Consider the following 16,363-nt stretch of genomic DNA (forward strand, 5'->3'; position numbering starts at 1 on the left):
ACTTGAGATTCATACAAGATCCTGTACCTTACATGGATTATATTTTCGCAGCGTCATTTAGAGTTTTAGTTAATGTCACAAGTTCGCATCAAATTTATTGCTTCCGATATGGATGGCACATTGCTTGACCAGTACGGTCGTTTGGATCCAGAGTTTTTCGATCTGTTTTTGCAACTGGAAGAGCAAGGCATTTTGTTCTCCGCTGCGTCTGGTCGTCAGTATTACAGTCTGCGAGACACGTTCGCGCCAATCAAAGATCGAGTGTTGTATGTGGCCGAAAATGGCACCTTGGTGATGTACCAAGACAAAGAGCTCTACAGTTGCACCATTCCTAAAGCGGAAGTGGCGGAGATTGTGAAAGCGGCTCGTGAAATTGACGGAGCGAACATCGTATTGTGTGGCAAGCGCTCGGCGTACATCGAAACGCATGATCAGCAATCGCTGGAAGAATTTCAAAAGTACTACCACCGCTGTGAATATGTGCCGGATTTGCTTGAGGTCGAAGACGAGTTTATTAAGGTAGCAATTTGTCACTTTGACGGTTCGGAAGAGCTCCTGTTCCCGACCATGAACGCGAAGTTTGGCGCAACGCATAAAGTCGTAGTGAGCGCAAAAATTTGGCTGGATGTGATGAATGCCGAGGCGTCTAAAGGCGCGGCCATTCAGCACCTTCAAGAGACGATGAATTTTACTCCGGCAGAAACCATGACGTTTGGTGATTACCTCAACGACCTCGAAATGCTGCAAGTCAGTGAGCATTCGTACGCGGTTGCCAATGCGCATGAAGAGATTAAGAAAATCGCTCGTTATTCTGCGCCAAGCAACCAAGAGGCTGGGGTACTCAAAGTGATTAAAGAGAAAGTGTTAGCGAAGTAACGCTCATCCTTTCGATGTTCTTTTCTTGTTAACGTAAAAAGCCCCGCAGTGCATGCGGGGCTTTGTTTTTTTGTGTGTGTGGTGGGAGGGGGTAGTAATGTTCCCGTTTTTTAGCGCACGTACTTAGCGGTTGCGCTGACTAAAAAATGCTGCAACTTTCCATTCGATTTTGGCACCCACAAGTCGTTGTGGTATTGGTAGATACGACCATTGACGGTCACAGACAAGGTGTTATCACCCGTTTGTTCCATGCGAATAAACTGATCCGAAGTGACCAAAAACGGCTCTTGCTCTTCAATGCTCTGGCCAGTTGCCAATACGAAGTAGCCGAATCGGTTGCCAGCATCCGGATCGGTTGAGTAGATTCGATGCCCAACGAGGCTGTAGTCATCGTTGAGTGCCTGCTCAAGCGTTTTTTGCCCGATGGTTTCGTGCGATGGGATAAATACCCAAGCCAACACACCTGCCGCAATGACTGCCAGTAGAAGCAGTACTTGCATGAACTTTCTCATCATAAATACCGTTTAACGTTGAAATTTCATTTTGTACATGCGCTTATCCGCTATGCTGATAAGAAAGTCAACATTGTTGCTGTCTTTTGGGTGTTGCGCTAAGCCCATGCTGGTTGATAGTGTTGCGACGTTGTCAGAGTTTAGTATTGGCGCATCAAATACCGCATTGATATGCTCACGAACGCTTTCTTCATCAATATGCTCCCCTTCGAGGATGACGGCGAACTCATCGCCTCCCATGCGATAGACGGTAAAATCATTCAACGCCATAGATTTAAGCCGTCTAGCAATTTCACGCAGTACGGTGTCTCCCACTTGGTGACCGTGTGTATCGTTGACACTTTTAAAACCATTTAAATCTAAAATCCACAGAGAAAAAGGCTTTTTCTCTTGAGTGAGCTCATTCAGCTTGATAAATAGTGCATTGCGATTTCCAAGATGAGTCAGTGGGTCGCTGAGCGCCAGTTTTCTATGGAAATGGGATTCACGATAAAAGAAATAAGTCAGAGACAGGATCGACAAAACGAACGTAGCAAACAGCATATACTGCGCTTGCATTAACCGTTGTGTTTCTCCTTTCTGCGCCTCATAGACTTTGCTGCTTAGGCGAAAGTTCTGATTAACGAAATCGACCAAGCTTAAGTACAGCGTTTGAGTGGATCGATAAAATTGAGCCGCAGCTTGGCTATCGCCAGTTCTTGCTTCAACTAATTGCGCTTCCAACCCCTGAAATTCCTCAAAAAGATCAATGAAATACTGATGCATATTATTTCGAGAGAAAAAAGTGTAGGCTTCATTACTACTAATTAATAAATCGAATCTACTCCAGGCCAGTTCATATTGCAGCTCTGCACCTTCGATATTTAATACATTTTCATCGACTCGTCTCGCTTCTCCGACAAGTTCCGAAAGCTCTTTAGAGAGTTGGAATAAAAACCAGGTTGCTTGTTTTTGCTCATTATTAAAGTTTTGTGACAGTGCGCGTGTCTGCTGCAGAAGCAATACATTTGCGAGAAGCAAAGAAGTGGCAAACACCACAAGCAACATTTTACTGGTTGTAGAGTATTGTAGTGCTCTCTGCTTCTGATAGGTGGGTTCTGATAACTTCATTCTTATTATTTTGCTTTCATCTCATTTACTTGCCAGACCATTTGCGCGTGATATTTATTGTAGTTGAGCTCAGGATAGAGACTAAGAGAGTATATTACCCAAAATGGCCCCTTATTCCTGACTTTTATATAGTGTTGATCTTGTTGGTAAGCCAGTATTGGTTGGTATCTAAGAATGTCTTGTCGAGATAGTGTCGAGTGATAGTCATTCAAGCTACTGACATCAACTTGTTCTGGCACTTTGCCATAGACGTGGGTGAGGAGCGTGCTAAGTTTGACCCCAAGAAATTCAGAAGAAGCAGGGATCCAAGGCAGCGTGGTTGTGTAGCTGGTGGTTGGTAAAGATTGAATCTCTTCCAGTTTTAATGTGACACTAGGTTGTTGGCTACTGCTAAATACGATCGTACTTGCAGATAAGAATGGCGCAACAAAAAACAGACCTAGCGCGACTATCTTTTTCATCATATGCCCTTTGAGTTTTATTCTTTTTGCTGAGCTAGGACAAAGGTGCTAGCGGTACTTTATTTGTAATTGTAATAATAGAGCCAACCGGATGAGATTTTATAATATGTTATGTTTGAAAAGTAACTGTCGGTTTACTGTACGTCAAGGTTATTAAGTGACTTCTTAATTAAAAGGTCAGAAATATGCGTTATTATTTCGCTCTATAACGAATTCGTGTCAGTTCGCAGATTTTTAATGGAAATTAATCCTATTTTCAACCGATGAATTGTATTGTGAATGAGAATTAGAAGGGGTAATGATTGAGGTATAAGCGAACCCGGTTTCATCCTTACATTGTTCTCTATCTATATTCCAATGTTATTTAAGATTAGTATGTTAATACGCACCAAAAATAAAGCCACCTAGGTAGGTGACTTTATTTTTTAATTCATCAAGTTACTTCTATGAATTAGGCAAACAAATACTTCGCATGGAAGTTGAGATGATCGTCAATAAAGCTTGAGATGAAATAATAGCTATGGTCGTAACCAGATTGCATTCTTAAGTTCAGGTTTGAATCATGCACTTTTGCTGCAGCAACCAGCGCTTCTGGCCTAAGTTGCTCGTTAAGGAAGCCATCAGCATCACCTTGATCAACCAAAATAGGAAGTGGTGATGGTTTTTGCTTGAGAAGCTCACTTGCATCGTATTGCTTCCAGCTCTCAATATCTTTGCCTAAGTAAGCAGTAAAGGCTTTTTGTCCCCAAGGGCATTGGACTGGGTTACAGATAGGGCTAAACGCCGATATTGAGCGATATTGTTCTGCGTTTTTCAGACCAATGGTTAATGCTCCGTGACCTCCCATGCTGTGCCCAGAAATCGATTTTACTTCTGAGACAGGGAAATTGCTTTCAATGATCTCTGGTAACTCTTTAGTCACGTAATCGTACATGAAGTAATGCAGTGACCAAGGTGCTTGAGTCGCATTAAGGTAAAAGCCAGCTCCTTTACCCAGGTCATAGTTTTCATCGTCAGCGATACCTTCGCCTCTTGGACTCGTGTCTGGTGCAATGATCGCAATGCCAAGCTCGGCCGCCATACGAAATGCGCCCGCTTTCTGCATAAAGTTTTCATCGGTGCAGGTTAAGCCCGACAACCAGTACAAAGCGGGTACGGGGTTCGATTTAGTGGCATTCGGTGGTAAGAAAATCGCAAAGCGCATCGTGCAGTTTAGGGCTTTGGATTCGTGTGTATATTGTTTGTGCCAACCGCCAAACACTTTGGCCTGGCTTACATTTTCAATGGTCATGAATAAACTCTCTAACAACAGAATGAATTCAGGCTCCCCAAAAGGAGAGCCTGAGGCAGCATTATTGATCCATATGAATAACAGTACGGATGCTCTTACCTTCGTGCATCAGATCAAACGCTTTGTTTACGTCAGCCAATCCCATTGTATGAGTAATGAACTCTTGCAAGCCAAACTCACCAGCCATGTAACGGTTTACGATTTCTGGAAGCTCAGAGCGGCCTTTAACACCACCGAAAGCCGAGCCACGCCATACACGACCAGTTACGAGCTGGAATGGACGAGTTGAGATCTCCTGACCAGCACCCGCAACACCGATGATCACCGACTCACCCCAACCTTTGTGACAACACTCAAGTGCCTGACGCATCACGTTTACGTTACCGATACATTCGAATGAGTAGTCAACACCACCGTCAGTCATTTCAACAATCACTTCTTGGATAGGCTTGTCGAATTTCTGTGGGTTAATCACATCGGTTGCGCCTAGCTGTTTTGCAAGATCGAATTTGCTTTCGTTGATATCGATACCGATGATGCGGCTTGCACCCACCATGCGTGCACCGATGATTGCTGAAAGACCGATACCACCCAGACCGAATATCGCAACCGTGTCGCCTTTTTCAACTTTTGCCGTATTCATAACTGCGCCCATACCGGTTGTTACGCCACAACCTAACAGACACACTTCTTCAAGTGGTGCATCTTTGTTTACTTTCGCTAGCGAGATTTCAGGGAGTACCGTGTACTCAGAGAAAGTAGAACAACCCATGTAGTGGAAGATGGTTTCACCGTTGATAGAAAAACGACTTGTACCATCGGGCATCAGACCTTTACCTTGTGTTTCACGCACGGCCTGACAAAGGTTGGTTTTACCCGATTTACAGAACTTACACTCGCCACATTCTGCGGTGTAAAGAGGAATCACGTGGTCGCCAACCTCAACGCTGGTAACGCCTTCGCCAACCATTTCAACAATACCGCCACCTTCGTGACCAAGAATAGAAGGGAAGATGCCTTCTGGATCGTCGCCTGACAGTGTGAATGCATCAGTATGACAAACACCTGTTGCGACGATGCGCACTAGCACTTCACCCGCTTTAGGAAGCTGTACATCCACTTCTTCCATTTTCAGTGGTTCGCCAGCGGCCCACGCAACCATTGCCTTGGATTTGATGTGAGTTTGACCAGGTTTGATTTCAACAGTCATTGGATTTTCCTTTATATTCTCAGTATATGGAGTGACGTAATAAGCGTAGTTAAGCTTTGCTTACTGCGCTGCGTCGTTTTGTTGATATCTATTCTAGGTGTTTCAATAAAAATGATAATCCGTCCATTTTGAAAATTATTTTTACATATACGTAATAATGTTAAGGTGAGTGGACAACAAGAGTGTGATGCCTCCTCAAAGCGGAAGGGAAAGCGGAAAAGGCAGTTGACCTGAAGTTAGGCAGAGGGGCTAGAGTAGAACGCAATCAACCCATCAGCGAAGTAAGAGTGATTATGAACAAGACGGATCTGAATGCCTATTTAACCAAGCTCGGTTTGCCAAGAGAGCTACCTGCCGATTTAGAAACATTACATAAAGTACACGTGGCGCAGCACCGCAGCCTGCCGTTTGAGAACTTTGATATTGCGTTGCAGCGCGGCATCTCTGTTGAGATTGAAGACATCATTCAAAAAACCGTGTATCACTCTCGCGGTGGTTACTGCTTTGAATTGAATGGCTTAATGCTTGAGGTACTCAATACTCTCGGATTTGAAGCACGCAGTTTACTAGGACGTGTGCATGTGTCGGGCACACCAACGGGCCGTAGTCATCAAATCACGTTGGTGACGCTGGATGAACAAGCATGGATTGTCGATGTGGGCTTTGGCTCCAATACGCCGCGCGCGCCATTGCCGTTTATCCTCAACCAAGTGATTCAGACGGATTTACAAACCTTCCGCTTTGTCGAAGATGCTCAGTTTGGTTACTTCCTTCAAGTGTTGTCAACGGATGGAACGGACACATGGAACAACCTTTATAGCTTCGATTTAGAGTTTGTGTTTGCGGGTGATATCGCGTGTGGCAACTTTTTTACTTCCACTTCTCCTCACTCGCGTTTTACCAGCGCAAGAGTCGCGGCGAAAGCAACAGAAAGTGGGTTGGTGACATTGCTTAACTACACACTCAAATACACCAGCCAAGGTGAGCAGACAGAATTGGAGTTAGAGCCAGGCCAAGCTTATCTGGATGCCTTGAAAGAACACTTCGGCATTGAACTTGATGCGCAGTACGGCGATCTTCGTCCGTTGCCTGACGCGTAAAGTTCTCCCGTTTTCAAAGCGTAGCGCGACGAGAATATTTTCATCACTATTTGTCTAAAAGAGGTCGACAGGAATACAGCATGGCGAATTGGGAAGGGGTCAGCGAATTTGTTGCTGTGGCGGAAACCAACAGTTTTACCGGAGCAGCAGCTAAGCTGAAAACATCGGTGGCACAAATCAGTCGTCGGGTATCAGCACTTGAAGAACGACTTGCGGTGAAATTGCTGCATCGCACGACGCGAAAAGTCTCCCTGTCTGAAGCCGGACAACTCTATTACCAGCAGTGTAAACATTTGGTGGAAGGGTTAGAACTGGCCGAGCTTGCCGTAACGCAAATGCAGACCGAACCGCGCGGTTTGCTGCGCGTGACGGCTCCTGTGACGTATGGGGAAATGAACCTCGCGCCGCTTTTGCATCAGTTTTTGGAAAAGTACCCGCGTGTGGATCTCGATTTAGTGCTGACCAACCAAAAGCTGGATTTGATTGAGCAAGGTGTGGACGTGGCGATTCGTCTTGGCCGCTTGCAAGATTCCAGCATGATCGCCAAGCGTCTTTCCTCACGTCAAACCTACGTGTGTGCCAGTCCGATGTACTTGGAGCGTTTTGGTGAGCCACATACGTTGTCGGAATTGGGACGGCATCAGTGCTTGGTTGGCTCTGTCGACTATTGGCACTTTAAGGAAAATAAACGCGATAAATCTTTGCGCGTGTCGGGACGGATTAAATGCAACAGCGGCTTTGCTTTGGTGGACGCAGCGAAACGCGGTCTGGGTTTAGTGCAGCTGCCGGATTACTACGTTCAAGAAGCGTTAGACAGTGGTGAGTTGGTCGAGGTGCTGACCGATTACCGAGATAATCGTGAAGGCATTTGGGCGTTGTATCCGCAAAGTCGCAATTTGTCGCCAAAAGTGCGGTTATTGATCGACTTTTTGGCGCAAGAGCTTGTTGATTAGCGGTTTAAAGTGCCTCATTACAAGGTATGTTGCTAAAACGCCCGGTGATGCTGGGCGTTTTTATTGGGATGAGAGCTGGAATCGAAAAGACATGAATCACTATTGATTGGATTCCGCGTCTTCACGTTTAATCACTTTGTGCCCGTCTTCCGACACGCCTTGCTTCCAATAGCTGCTGATGTAGATATTCTCGCGATCGACTTCTTTCTCGTTGCGGAAGTATTGGCGTAGCGCGCGCATTGAATCGAACTCACAGGCACACCATACTGCGGCGTCCCCATCTAGCCATTTTTGTTCGCGTACCGCTTCTGCTAGGGTTTGACCTTCTGTAAGCCAAATTAGCTCCATACCAGCTGGTGCGTGCAGAGGCTGGATGTCTGCCGCAGACATCACACTGATCACGGCGTAGCCTTTTGCCTCTTCTGGTAGCGTACGAATTTTCGCAGAAAGCGCTGGAAGTGCCGTCATATCGGCAGCCATAAAGAACCAGTCAGCCTCGGTATTCAAATTAGAGATACTGCCTGGACCTACGATATTAATCGTATCGCCTTTTTGTGCGGCCATCGCCCAACGCGCGGCAAAGCCACACTGTAAATCTTGTGTGGTGTGGCGGACAAAATCGACTTCGATGGTGTGTGTTTCCGGATGGAAACGACGAATAGTATAGGTTCGCATTAATGGTCGGTCATCGTCGCTTAGCGTGCTCAAATCGGTACTGCCCATCTCATTGAACAATAGCTTGATGTAGCTACCTTCGCAGTCGCGTGGAAACTGGCTTAGCGCTTCACCTTGCAAAGTAATACGCTGCATATTTGGGGTAATTGTCTCTGTATCTGTGACAAGAATCGTTTTAGGTTGAGGCTTCTTCTTCATCTTTGACTCTACTCGATAATTATTCTCTTTCTCATTTAAGGTTATCAAGATCTCTCATAAGAGGGTAGTGTCTTTATATAAATTTACACTGTGAATTGAGCTGGATTATTGGAGTATTGAAGTGGTACTGGGGACTGGGGCGAGCAAAATACGTAGAAAAAATAAGAAAGGGCACGCCAACATGCCCTTTCGAACTTAGCGATGTAAAGGCTTACTGAGTCTGCTCAAGTAAATGTGTTTTTAGGAATCTATCCATCGCTTGGTAACCATCAAGACGGTTCTCTAAAGAGCGGAATCCGTGCCCCTCATTTTCCTTCACGATGTATTCGACCTCGACGCCTCGTTCACGCAGTGCATTAACGATTTGGTCTGACTCGCTCTTCACCACGCGTGGATCTTGTGCTCCCTGTAGAACCAATAAGGGTGCCTTAATTTGGTCGACATGGAACACTGGTGAGTAGGCTTTCATCATTTTCGCGTCTTCAGGATCATTCGGATTGCCTACTTGCTCGTGTAACATTGCAAGGAATGGTGCCCAATAAGGTGGAATGGAGTCCATAAAGGTAAATAAGTTAGATACGCCAACGTAGTCGATTCCGCACTTATATAAATCCGGAGTGAATGTCACCCCCGCCAGAGTTGCGTAGCCGCCATAAGAGGCACCATAAATACATACGTTGCCATCTTGTGCGTAACCTTGTTCGGTAGCCCATTTGACACCGTCGGTAATGTCATCCTGCATGGATTGTCCCCATTGCTTGAACGACTTCTCCCAAAACTCGCGACCATAACCAGTTGAGCCCCTGAAGTTCATTTGCAGCACGGCGATACCACGGTTAGCGAATAATTGTACCTCAGGCTGAAATCCCCAGTGATCACGAGCCCATGGACCACCGTGCGGGAGCACAAGCAAAGGCAGATCTTTGGCTTCTCGACCCTTCGGCAGCGTTAGGTACCCATGAATGGTTTCTCCATCGCGAGCGGTGTATTGGATAGGCGTCATCTTCGCCATATGTTCTGGCTTATGCCATGGAGCGTTTTCTGCCAATTTCTCCAATTTGTCTGCTTTACGATCGTAGAAGTAGTAATTCGGTCGATCGACATCGCTGTAGGTGACGACAATCATTTTACTTTCATCTCGCGTCGCACTGGTTACAGAAATTTCTACATTTGGCAGTTTCTCTGAGAGGCGTTCGAAGGTTTGTTGGTAGGAATCATCTAAGAAGTGATAGTGGTTTTTATCTGTCACGTAAGAGACTGAAACCAGCTTATTAAGCGCTTCAGAGTAATGAGCGCTATTCACGTCAACTTCCGGGTGAGAGAAGATTTCTCGTATTTCTTTATTGGCTGTTACATCGTATTCAACGATGGCTGATTTATCACGCGTAATTCGTGATGCCACATATAAGTTTTTGTTGTCCGGCGTGAATGAAATGGGGCTAAAGCTCTCTTTGAAAGTGAGATTCTTTAGCGGCTTAAATTCATCTTCAACCGTATCGCGATATAAAACGGAGGTATTAACACCATCTGATGTGGTGATGACACGAATGTTGCCATCGTGATCGGTACCCCATGAGCGCACATTGCCCGGGTTTTGCGCGACGAGAGTATTTTCGCCTGTTTTTAGATTATGTCGATAGACATCAAAGACTTGCGGGTTACGCTCGTTACTCGAAATCAAAATGTCATCGGGTTGATTGTCTAGTGTGTCGATGACGTATGCCACAACACCGGATGTCGGTGTGATGGTTTTCTCTTCGCCTGTTTTGACATTAACCGTCACGAGATAAAAGTTTTCATCTCCTCCCGTATCACGAGAGTAAATTACGGTGTCTTCGCCAACCCAGTAGTAGTATGCGATGTCGCGCCCTGTTACGGATGTGACGCGTTTTATCTGATCGGGGTTATCTGTGGGATAAACAAAGACGTTCTTACGGTCTTGCCATGGCTTCATCATTGAGATGTAGTCACCAGCAGGAGAGATTTGATAGCTAGAAACTTCGCTGTTTTTAAAGAAATAATCCACTGGATACTCGGGTGGAATCATTTCAGCATTGGTTGTGGTGGATGTTTGACTGCAACCCGCCAATAATAATCCAAAAGTGGCAGCAAGAATAAGCTTGCGAGTGTGCATTGTGTAACGCTCCTTGTGTAAAGGGCCTTAAGCTCATGAGCTTTTGGCCAGGGTGATAGATTCATCGCAGTTACTGCGAGCAAGCAACGAACATTAAAAATAGCTGTGGTTTATGATTAGTGTGCTTTTAATAAATAGCGCATTGCTTTGCTACTATGACCCTGGCATTGTCCAAAAGTGGCGTTAGATTGTGATTATTGATTCAGTATCTACCTGAACTTTGTATTAGATCACGGTTTACGGCTATTTTGTCTTCTATATCATTGGGATAGTCGACAGCAGTAAAAGCGCTGCCATCCCATAGTTAAACCCTTTTACACGCCTAGATGTGGTCAACCAGCGTTGAAGTTGCATGCCTGCCGCAGTCCAAAATGTTACCGATGGCAAGTTAGCTAAGCAGAAGATACCCGCGATAAAAGTCAGCTCTAGCCATGCGCCACCGCTGCTGTACACGGTAATAGCCGTTAACGCCATCGACCAACCTTTTGGGTTCACCCATTGGAATGCCACAGCCCCTAAAAAAGACATTGGGCGAAAATCGTGTTTTGCTTCGGTTTTGCCGCTCGTGGCGATTTTGTACGTCAAGTACAGCAAATAACTCAAGCTCAATACTTTCAAAATGGAGTGAGTAATCGGGTAAGCGTTGAAGAGGCTCATCAAGCCAATGCCCACCAAAATTAGCATGGCACCAAAACCGAAGGTAATGCCCAACATGTGTGGAATGGTGCGTTTAAAGCCAACATTTGCCCCTGAGGTCATCAACATAATGTTATTGGGACCCGGCGTAAAAGTGGAGACAAAAGCGAACAACGCCAAAGCGCCCAGTTGATGATATTCCATAGATTGTTCCTTGAATCTGTTCTCGATAAGTTGAGAACAACTATAAGTAGAACTGAGGTCAATATTGTGCTTTTATTTGATGATTAGAAACTAAATAAGCAATGAAACATCATCATGGATAGATTTGACGAAAGAATATTGCAAGTGCTCAAGCGAGACGGAAGAATTTCCAATGTGGAGCTGTCGGAACGCGTTGGTTTATCTCCGTCTGCAACCTTACGTCGAGTGCAAGATTTAGAGCGTAAAGGCGTGATCAAAGGCTACCGAGCGGTGCTGGATAATCAGCAACTTGGTGTGGGTTTTGTCGCTTACGTGTCGATTGGTTTGGCCTCGCACTCTAAGCAAGCACAGCTTGGTTTTGAAGAACACGTGCGCTTTGTAGATGAAGTGGTGGAATGTCACAATATTACGGGAGCCAATGAATATTTAATACGCGTAGAAACGCAAAGTTTAGCCGCATATAAAGCGTTCCATGCCGATGTACTGGGTGAGTGTGAGCACGTCAAGTCGATCACAACCATGGTGGTAATGGACACACCGAAAGACGAACGTTAGTCGGTCAAGCGTGGCATGGTTTTGTGGCACATGAATTTGAAGTGACTCGAAAGAGTCAGTTGAGTATGAGATAAGTACACAACAAATGCTGGAAAGCAGATGGCACTCTTACAATTTCCACCTTTATTCTAACCTTCGAAATAATCTCATCCTGCTAGTTTTGCTTAAACCGCTTGTGTTCATGAGCGGCGAGTCAGCAAATTTAAGGATGAACGATGAAATCACATGTAACACTTCCTCTTTTGAGCTTAAGCGCTGTTGCCGCATTGAGCTCATTTAACGTCAACGCCCACGGCTGGGTAGAATTTCCAAGTGCTCGTCAGAATACGTGTTATTTAGACGGTGGTTTTTGGACCAATGAGATCCCCAACCAAGCGTGTAAAGCGGCTTTTGAAGAATCTGGTGCTTACCCGTTTGTGCAACGCAGTGAAATTGCAGCAAACGTACCAAATTACCGAGATATGGAGCATGTTAAAGCCGTAGTCCGTGACGGCGAACTGTGTTCTGCTGGAGATGCGGCTAAGAAAGGCTTGAACATTCCTTCTCCAAACTGGCAGCGCACCAATGTTACGCCAGATGCAAATAACCAGATTGAATTGGTGTTTTACGGCAAGGCGCCGCACAACCCATCATACTGGGAATTCTATCTCACCAAGCCGACCTATGATGATTCAAAACCGCTTACTTGGAGTGATTTAGAGCTGATCGACACCGCAGGTGACGTGTATGTTGATGCGGAAAAACGCTACCGTATTCAGGTGACTTTCCCAGCTGAGCGTTCGGGCGATGCGGTGCTTTATACTCGTTGGCAGCGCATTGATGTCGCTGGTGAAGGTTTCTACAACTGTAGTGACATTACGTTAAACGGAACGGGCACGACGCCACCGACTGACCCTGTTGATCCAACCGAACCGGGCAACAATCTGACATCTCTGGGCTACTTTGTTCAGCAAGGTTTTGGACCAGTAGAAGCGGGTGACACCATCCGTTTCCGTACTTTTAATGCGACAGGCAATGAAATTGTTGATATTTCACTACCAATCAGCGCAAACAATACGACGACTTGGGCGGCAGAAATTGCGGATCAATTTAACGCGCAGCAAACGGGCGATTGGTATGTGGGCATTTGGCATCAAGAGATGAACCACTATATGTTCGATAGTAAGAACGTGAATGCGAACCAAGTATTAGCGCCAAGCGCAGACTTCAGTTATGCGTTGTCACTGATCAAAGCGGATGTACCGCCACCAGTTGAGCCAACCAACTTGTGGGACAAGACGGCCGTTTACAACCAAGGTGATGTGGTGACGCACAACGGTAAAGAATGGACCGCTCAGTGGTGGACGTCTGGTGAGGAACCAGGCACAACGGGTCAATGGGGGGTATGGCGTTAAGCCAGTTATTCGGGCCCTGATCAATAAAACCCTTCTCATGTGAGAAGGGTTTGTTTTTTCAGTCTAAAACGACCACTTTGGCGGAGTGGTTGTCTTGAAAATCAGAGCACATATCGTTATTCGCTTGCTCTCCACTCGATCCAGTTGAGCATCGCGTAGTCTGCCAGTTTGAGCATCGGAATGTCTTCGTGTGTATCACCGTAGGCATAAATAGACTCAAACTCGTCGAGCGAAAACGCCGCCTTAACGCGCGAGACTTTTCTTTCTAAACTGCAATCACCTTGCTGGTAAAAGCCACTCAGTTTTGGCTGCTCTGAGATCAGTTCACTGCACAGCAAGTGGTAACCGTTCGCTTCGCACCAAGGCTTGAGATACGCATTGAGTGATGCCGACACCACCACAATGGTATCGCCTCTGTGTTGATGCCACGCCAACCTTTCCATCGCTTCTGGCCGTAAGTACAGCGGGATCACTTCATGGGCAAACTGAGCGCCAATCGCTTCAATTTGCTGCGTTTCTTTCCCTGAAAATGCAATAAAACTGCTGAGCGGACGCATAAAACGAGCGGGTAACACTCCGAGTTTGTACAGCGCATAAAACGGCATGATGGCGACCTTTCCTACTCGCTTGCGCAGGCCATAAGCAGAATAGTGTAAGAAAAGGCTAAACATATCCTCTCGGGTAATGGTGCCATCAAAATCAAACAGTGCCAGTGACGGCTTGGTAGTATCGAGCAAATTCAGCGCCTATCTTTCGATTTAAGATCGTTTTGTGTTTATTGATAAAATACTGCCAACCAGATGGTTTCTTGCGTTGGGTTAGTCCAGCTCACTTTGTGTTTGGTATGAGCCGGAATTGTCACGTGATCGCCTGCCTCAAGTCGTTGCACTACACCTGATTCAAAAGTCAGCTCTCCAGCTCCTTTAAGAACCAATACCCATTCATGTTCTTCTTGATCGTACCAGCCACTTTTGGGCGAGGTTTGCCCTGTTGAGACAATGCGTTCTATACGCAGGTTTTTGTGGGTCAGCAGGTCTTCGAACACTTCCTCGTCGAGGTTATTCGGTAAGTCTTTAAACAGGTTCATGGCCTTTCCTTAGATAATGATCAGTCCAAAAGGCGCAAGCAATTGCTCTTGTTGCCAATCACAAATTTTAACACCAAACAGAGAAACGCGGCGAACATCTAGCCCGTCTAGTTCGACATGAGTCAGATCACACTGCTCAACGTTAAAGGTTCCCCATTGTTCTGGCGAGAATTCGCAACGAGATAAATCCGAGCCTTTGAGGCTTGCCCCTGCGAGGTTTGCACCGTTCCAACGGTTTTCAAAGAGGTCACATTTTTCTAGTAACGCTCGCTCGAAGTTACAGTAGGTAAGGTTGCAGCCAGTAATAAAAGCAGAACAGAAAAACATGGTGTTACTGACGCGATTAGCAAAGTTCGCACCTTGGAAGTTTGCCCCTTTGAGATCGCACTTACGCAGTTCTAAGCCCATACAATTTGCGCCGTTAAACAGGCTCATCGCCAACATACAGTTCGTGAAGCTGGCATCTTTTAAGTTCGCGAAGCGAAAACTACACCCTTCTAGCGCTTTGGATTCGATAAAGCGACAGTCGATGAACTTAGCATCGCGCAGATCGGCATGGTCGAAACTGCACATATAAAAGTGGCAGTTTTTAAAGGTGGCATTCTGAAAATCGTGGTGAGAAAAGTTTTCTCGTTCAAAAATGAGATCGGTTTTTAACATGTCTTCTCCTTAGCTGCGAGCAGACTAGCACTCCAAGTGACTGATTTTCCAGAAAAATAACTTCTTGTATTTCAGTGTTTTACAAACCCCTCAAATCGCAATTTTAAGGGGTCAAACGAGCGTTTTAAGTGGGTTGTTTTTTGAAAATAGAAGACGTAGAGGAAGAAAAAAGTTTTTGCTGGCTACGAGCCCTAGCGAGAGGATTCGTGTTTTTGAGTAGGCATGGCTTCTCACACGCACAGTTTGCATTACAGAATTGTATCCGATTTGCATAATTTGTTGATCGGTATGGCGTTTCTCTATACAAAAAACCTATATTTTTCACAAATTGATTTCCATCAAAATAGTAGGGTTTCTATGTGCTAGATTGCGCGCAGCTCAAAAAAATATAGATGCCCGTGTGCTTCAAGGCGCTGAGTTTACTTGAAATCTAAGGCCAGTCAGCAGGCACACCTTTGGGTACGACATAACGAAGCCCTATAAAAGGAAATAAAAAATGAAAAAAACAATCTGCAGTCTAGCAGTGGTTGCTGCACTCGTGTCACCAAGTGTTTTCGCTCATAAACAAGGTGACTTCGTTCTTCGTGTTGGTGCGGCGTCTGTCGTTCCAAATGACAGCAGCGATAAGATTCTTGGTTCTCAAGAAGAATTGAAAGTGGATTCAAATACGCAGCTTGGTTTGACGTTTGGCTACATGTTCACAGATAACATCAGCCTAGAGCTTCTAGCATCAACACCATTCAGCCACGATATCTCAACAGATTTGTTAGGTCTTGGTGATATCGCGGACACCAAACATCTTCCACCAACGCTTATGGTTCAGTACTACTTTGGCGAGCCACAAAGTAAATTCCGTCCATATGTTGGTGCAGGTCTCAACTACACCATGTTCTTTGATGAGGGTTTCAATAGCACGGGTAAAGGCGCTGGTCTTTCAGATCTTAAGTTGGATGACTCATTCGGTCTAGCAGCGAATATTGGTGTGGACTACATGATCAACGATCAATGGTTCCTCAACGCTGCTGCGTGGTACGCAAACATTGAAACAGAAGCAACTTACAAAGCAGGTGGAGCGAAGCAAAAAACCGACGTCAAAATTAACCCTTGGGTATTTATGATCAGCGGCGGTTACAAGTTCTAAGAAAAACCAGTAGTTACACGCACATTACTATTATTGGCATGACTTTGGGGGCGGTTACGGGGACTGCCCCTCTTTTTTATCCTCGTTTTGATTGCACATCATTTACTCCACTTAGCAACACGCAAAATTGGATCTTTACCTTGCAGATCATTTTATTGTCCGAAGA

17 protein-coding genes are annotated in these 16,363 nt (G+C 45.5%); 6 read left to right on the forward strand and 11 right to left on the reverse strand.

The window, feature by feature from the left end; genetic code table 11:
* Window positions 1-72 precede the first annotated feature (72 nt).
* On the forward strand, window positions 73-876 hold the full coding sequence (locus NB463_RS03100; protein ID WP_046875603.1) for a Cof-type HAD-IIB family hydrolase: 804 nt from the start codon (window positions 73-75) through the stop codon (window positions 874-876).
* Between the two features lie 110 nt (window positions 877-986).
* Here NB463_RS03100 and NB463_RS03105 read toward each other — a convergent pair whose 3' ends face one another.
* The 5 genes from NB463_RS03105 to NB463_RS03125 all read right to left on the reverse strand — a co-directional run bounded on the left by NB463_RS03105 (window position 987) and on the right by NB463_RS03125 (window position 5,460).
* Window positions 987-1,376, reverse strand: a complete 390-nt coding sequence (locus tag NB463_RS03105; RefSeq protein WP_240493139.1) for a hypothetical protein — start codon at window positions 1,374-1,376, stop codon at window positions 987-989.
* Window positions 1,377-1,400: 24 nt separating this feature from the next.
* Window positions 1,401-2,498, reverse strand: coding sequence for a GGDEF domain-containing protein (locus NB463_RS03110; RefSeq protein ID WP_258430904.1), 1,098 nt, complete (start codon window positions 2,496-2,498; stop codon window positions 1,401-1,403).
* Window positions 2,499-2,503: 5 nt separating this feature from the next.
* Window positions 2,504-2,959, reverse strand: coding sequence for a hypothetical protein (locus NB463_RS03115; RefSeq protein WP_005391987.1), 456 nt, complete (start codon window positions 2,957-2,959; stop codon window positions 2,504-2,506).
* 451 nt (window positions 2,960-3,410) lie between these two features.
* Window positions 3,411-4,250: an S-formylglutathione hydrolase gene (fghA, locus tag NB463_RS03120; RefSeq protein ID WP_047009747.1), complete on the reverse strand. Its 840-nt coding sequence runs from the start codon at window positions 4,248-4,250 to the stop codon at window positions 3,411-3,413.
* A 61-nt stretch (window positions 4,251-4,311) separates the two neighbouring features.
* A complete protein-coding gene (locus tag NB463_RS03125) occupies window positions 4,312-5,460 on the reverse strand; it encodes an S-(hydroxymethyl)glutathione dehydrogenase/class III alcohol dehydrogenase (protein ID WP_005391984.1) in 1,149 nt (382 codons plus the stop codon).
* Window positions 5,461-5,753: 293 nt separating this feature from the next.
* Here NB463_RS03125 and NB463_RS03130 point away from each other — a divergent pair, with 293 nt between their 5' ends.
* A complete protein-coding gene (locus NB463_RS03130) occupies window positions 5,754-6,560 on the forward strand; it encodes an arylamine N-acetyltransferase family protein (protein ID WP_258430903.1) in 807 nt (268 codons plus the stop codon).
* An 80-nt stretch (window positions 6,561-6,640) separates the two neighbouring features.
* Window positions 6,641-7,513, forward strand: a complete 873-nt coding sequence (locus NB463_RS03135) for a LysR family transcriptional regulator (RefSeq protein ID WP_170902840.1) — start codon at window positions 6,641-6,643, stop codon at window positions 7,511-7,513.
* Between the two features lie 99 nt (window positions 7,514-7,612).
* Here the strand turns inward: NB463_RS03135 and NB463_RS03140 are convergent, their stop codons facing one another.
* The 3 genes from NB463_RS03140 to NB463_RS03150 all read right to left on the reverse strand — a co-directional run bounded on the left by NB463_RS03140 (window position 7,613) and on the right by NB463_RS03150 (window position 11,360).
* Window positions 7,613-8,386, reverse strand: coding sequence for a siderophore-interacting protein (locus NB463_RS03140; protein WP_258430902.1), 774 nt, complete (start codon window positions 8,384-8,386; stop codon window positions 7,613-7,615).
* A gap of 211 nt (window positions 8,387-8,597) precedes the next feature.
* Window positions 8,598-10,520, reverse strand: coding sequence for a S9 family peptidase (locus NB463_RS03145; RefSeq protein WP_258430901.1), 1,923 nt, complete (start codon window positions 10,518-10,520; stop codon window positions 8,598-8,600).
* A gap of 255 nt (window positions 10,521-10,775) precedes the next feature.
* On the reverse strand, window positions 10,776-11,360 hold the full coding sequence (locus NB463_RS03150; protein ID WP_048625534.1) for a LysE family translocator: 585 nt from the start codon (window positions 11,358-11,360) through the stop codon (window positions 10,776-10,778).
* Between the two features lie 114 nt (window positions 11,361-11,474).
* Here NB463_RS03150 and NB463_RS03155 point away from each other — a divergent pair, with 114 nt between their 5' ends.
* Together NB463_RS03155 and NB463_RS03160 are read left to right on the forward strand one after the other, a co-directional pair.
* Window positions 11,475-11,915, forward strand: a complete 441-nt coding sequence (locus tag NB463_RS03155; RefSeq protein WP_029862756.1) for an Lrp/AsnC family transcriptional regulator — start codon at window positions 11,475-11,477, stop codon at window positions 11,913-11,915.
* Window positions 11,916-12,130: 215 nt separating this feature from the next.
* Window positions 12,131-13,309: a lytic polysaccharide monooxygenase gene (locus NB463_RS03160; RefSeq protein WP_053809679.1), complete on the forward strand. Its 1,179-nt coding sequence runs from the start codon at window positions 12,131-12,133 to the stop codon at window positions 13,307-13,309.
* Between the two features lie 116 nt (window positions 13,310-13,425).
* On the opposite strand, the gene NB463_RS03165 is transcribed toward NB463_RS03160, so the two are convergent.
* Genes NB463_RS03165 through NB463_RS03175 form a run of 3 tightly spaced genes read right to left on the reverse strand, consistent with a single transcriptional unit; the run spans window position 13,426 to window position 15,056 of the window.
* Entirely contained in the window at window positions 13,426-14,046 is a 621-nt protein-coding gene (locus NB463_RS03165; RefSeq protein WP_006740967.1) for an HAD-IB family hydrolase, read from the reverse strand.
* Between the two features lie 38 nt (window positions 14,047-14,084).
* Complete coding sequence (locus tag NB463_RS03170) at window positions 14,085-14,396, reverse strand: cupin domain-containing protein (RefSeq protein ID WP_124008219.1); 312 nt, start codon at window positions 14,394-14,396, stop codon at window positions 14,085-14,087.
* 9 nt (window positions 14,397-14,405) lie between these two features.
* Window positions 14,406-15,056: a Qnr family pentapeptide repeat protein gene (locus NB463_RS03175; RefSeq protein WP_047009754.1), complete on the reverse strand. Its 651-nt coding sequence runs from the start codon at window positions 15,054-15,056 to the stop codon at window positions 14,406-14,408.
* A gap of 496 nt (window positions 15,057-15,552) precedes the next feature.
* Between NB463_RS03175 and ompW the strand changes: the two genes are divergently transcribed.
* The gene (gene ompW / locus NB463_RS03180) at window positions 15,553-16,197 is read left to right on the forward strand and encodes an outer membrane protein OmpW (protein WP_258430900.1); all 645 of its coding nucleotides are present in this window, start codon (window positions 15,553-15,555) and stop codon (window positions 16,195-16,197) included.
* Window positions 16,198-16,363 lie beyond the last annotated feature (166 nt).

Source organism: Vibrio sp. RM-41-2B, from assembly GCF_024744415.1.
Classification (GTDB): Bacteria; Pseudomonadota; Gammaproteobacteria; order Enterobacterales; family Vibrionaceae; genus Vibrio; species Vibrio diabolicus.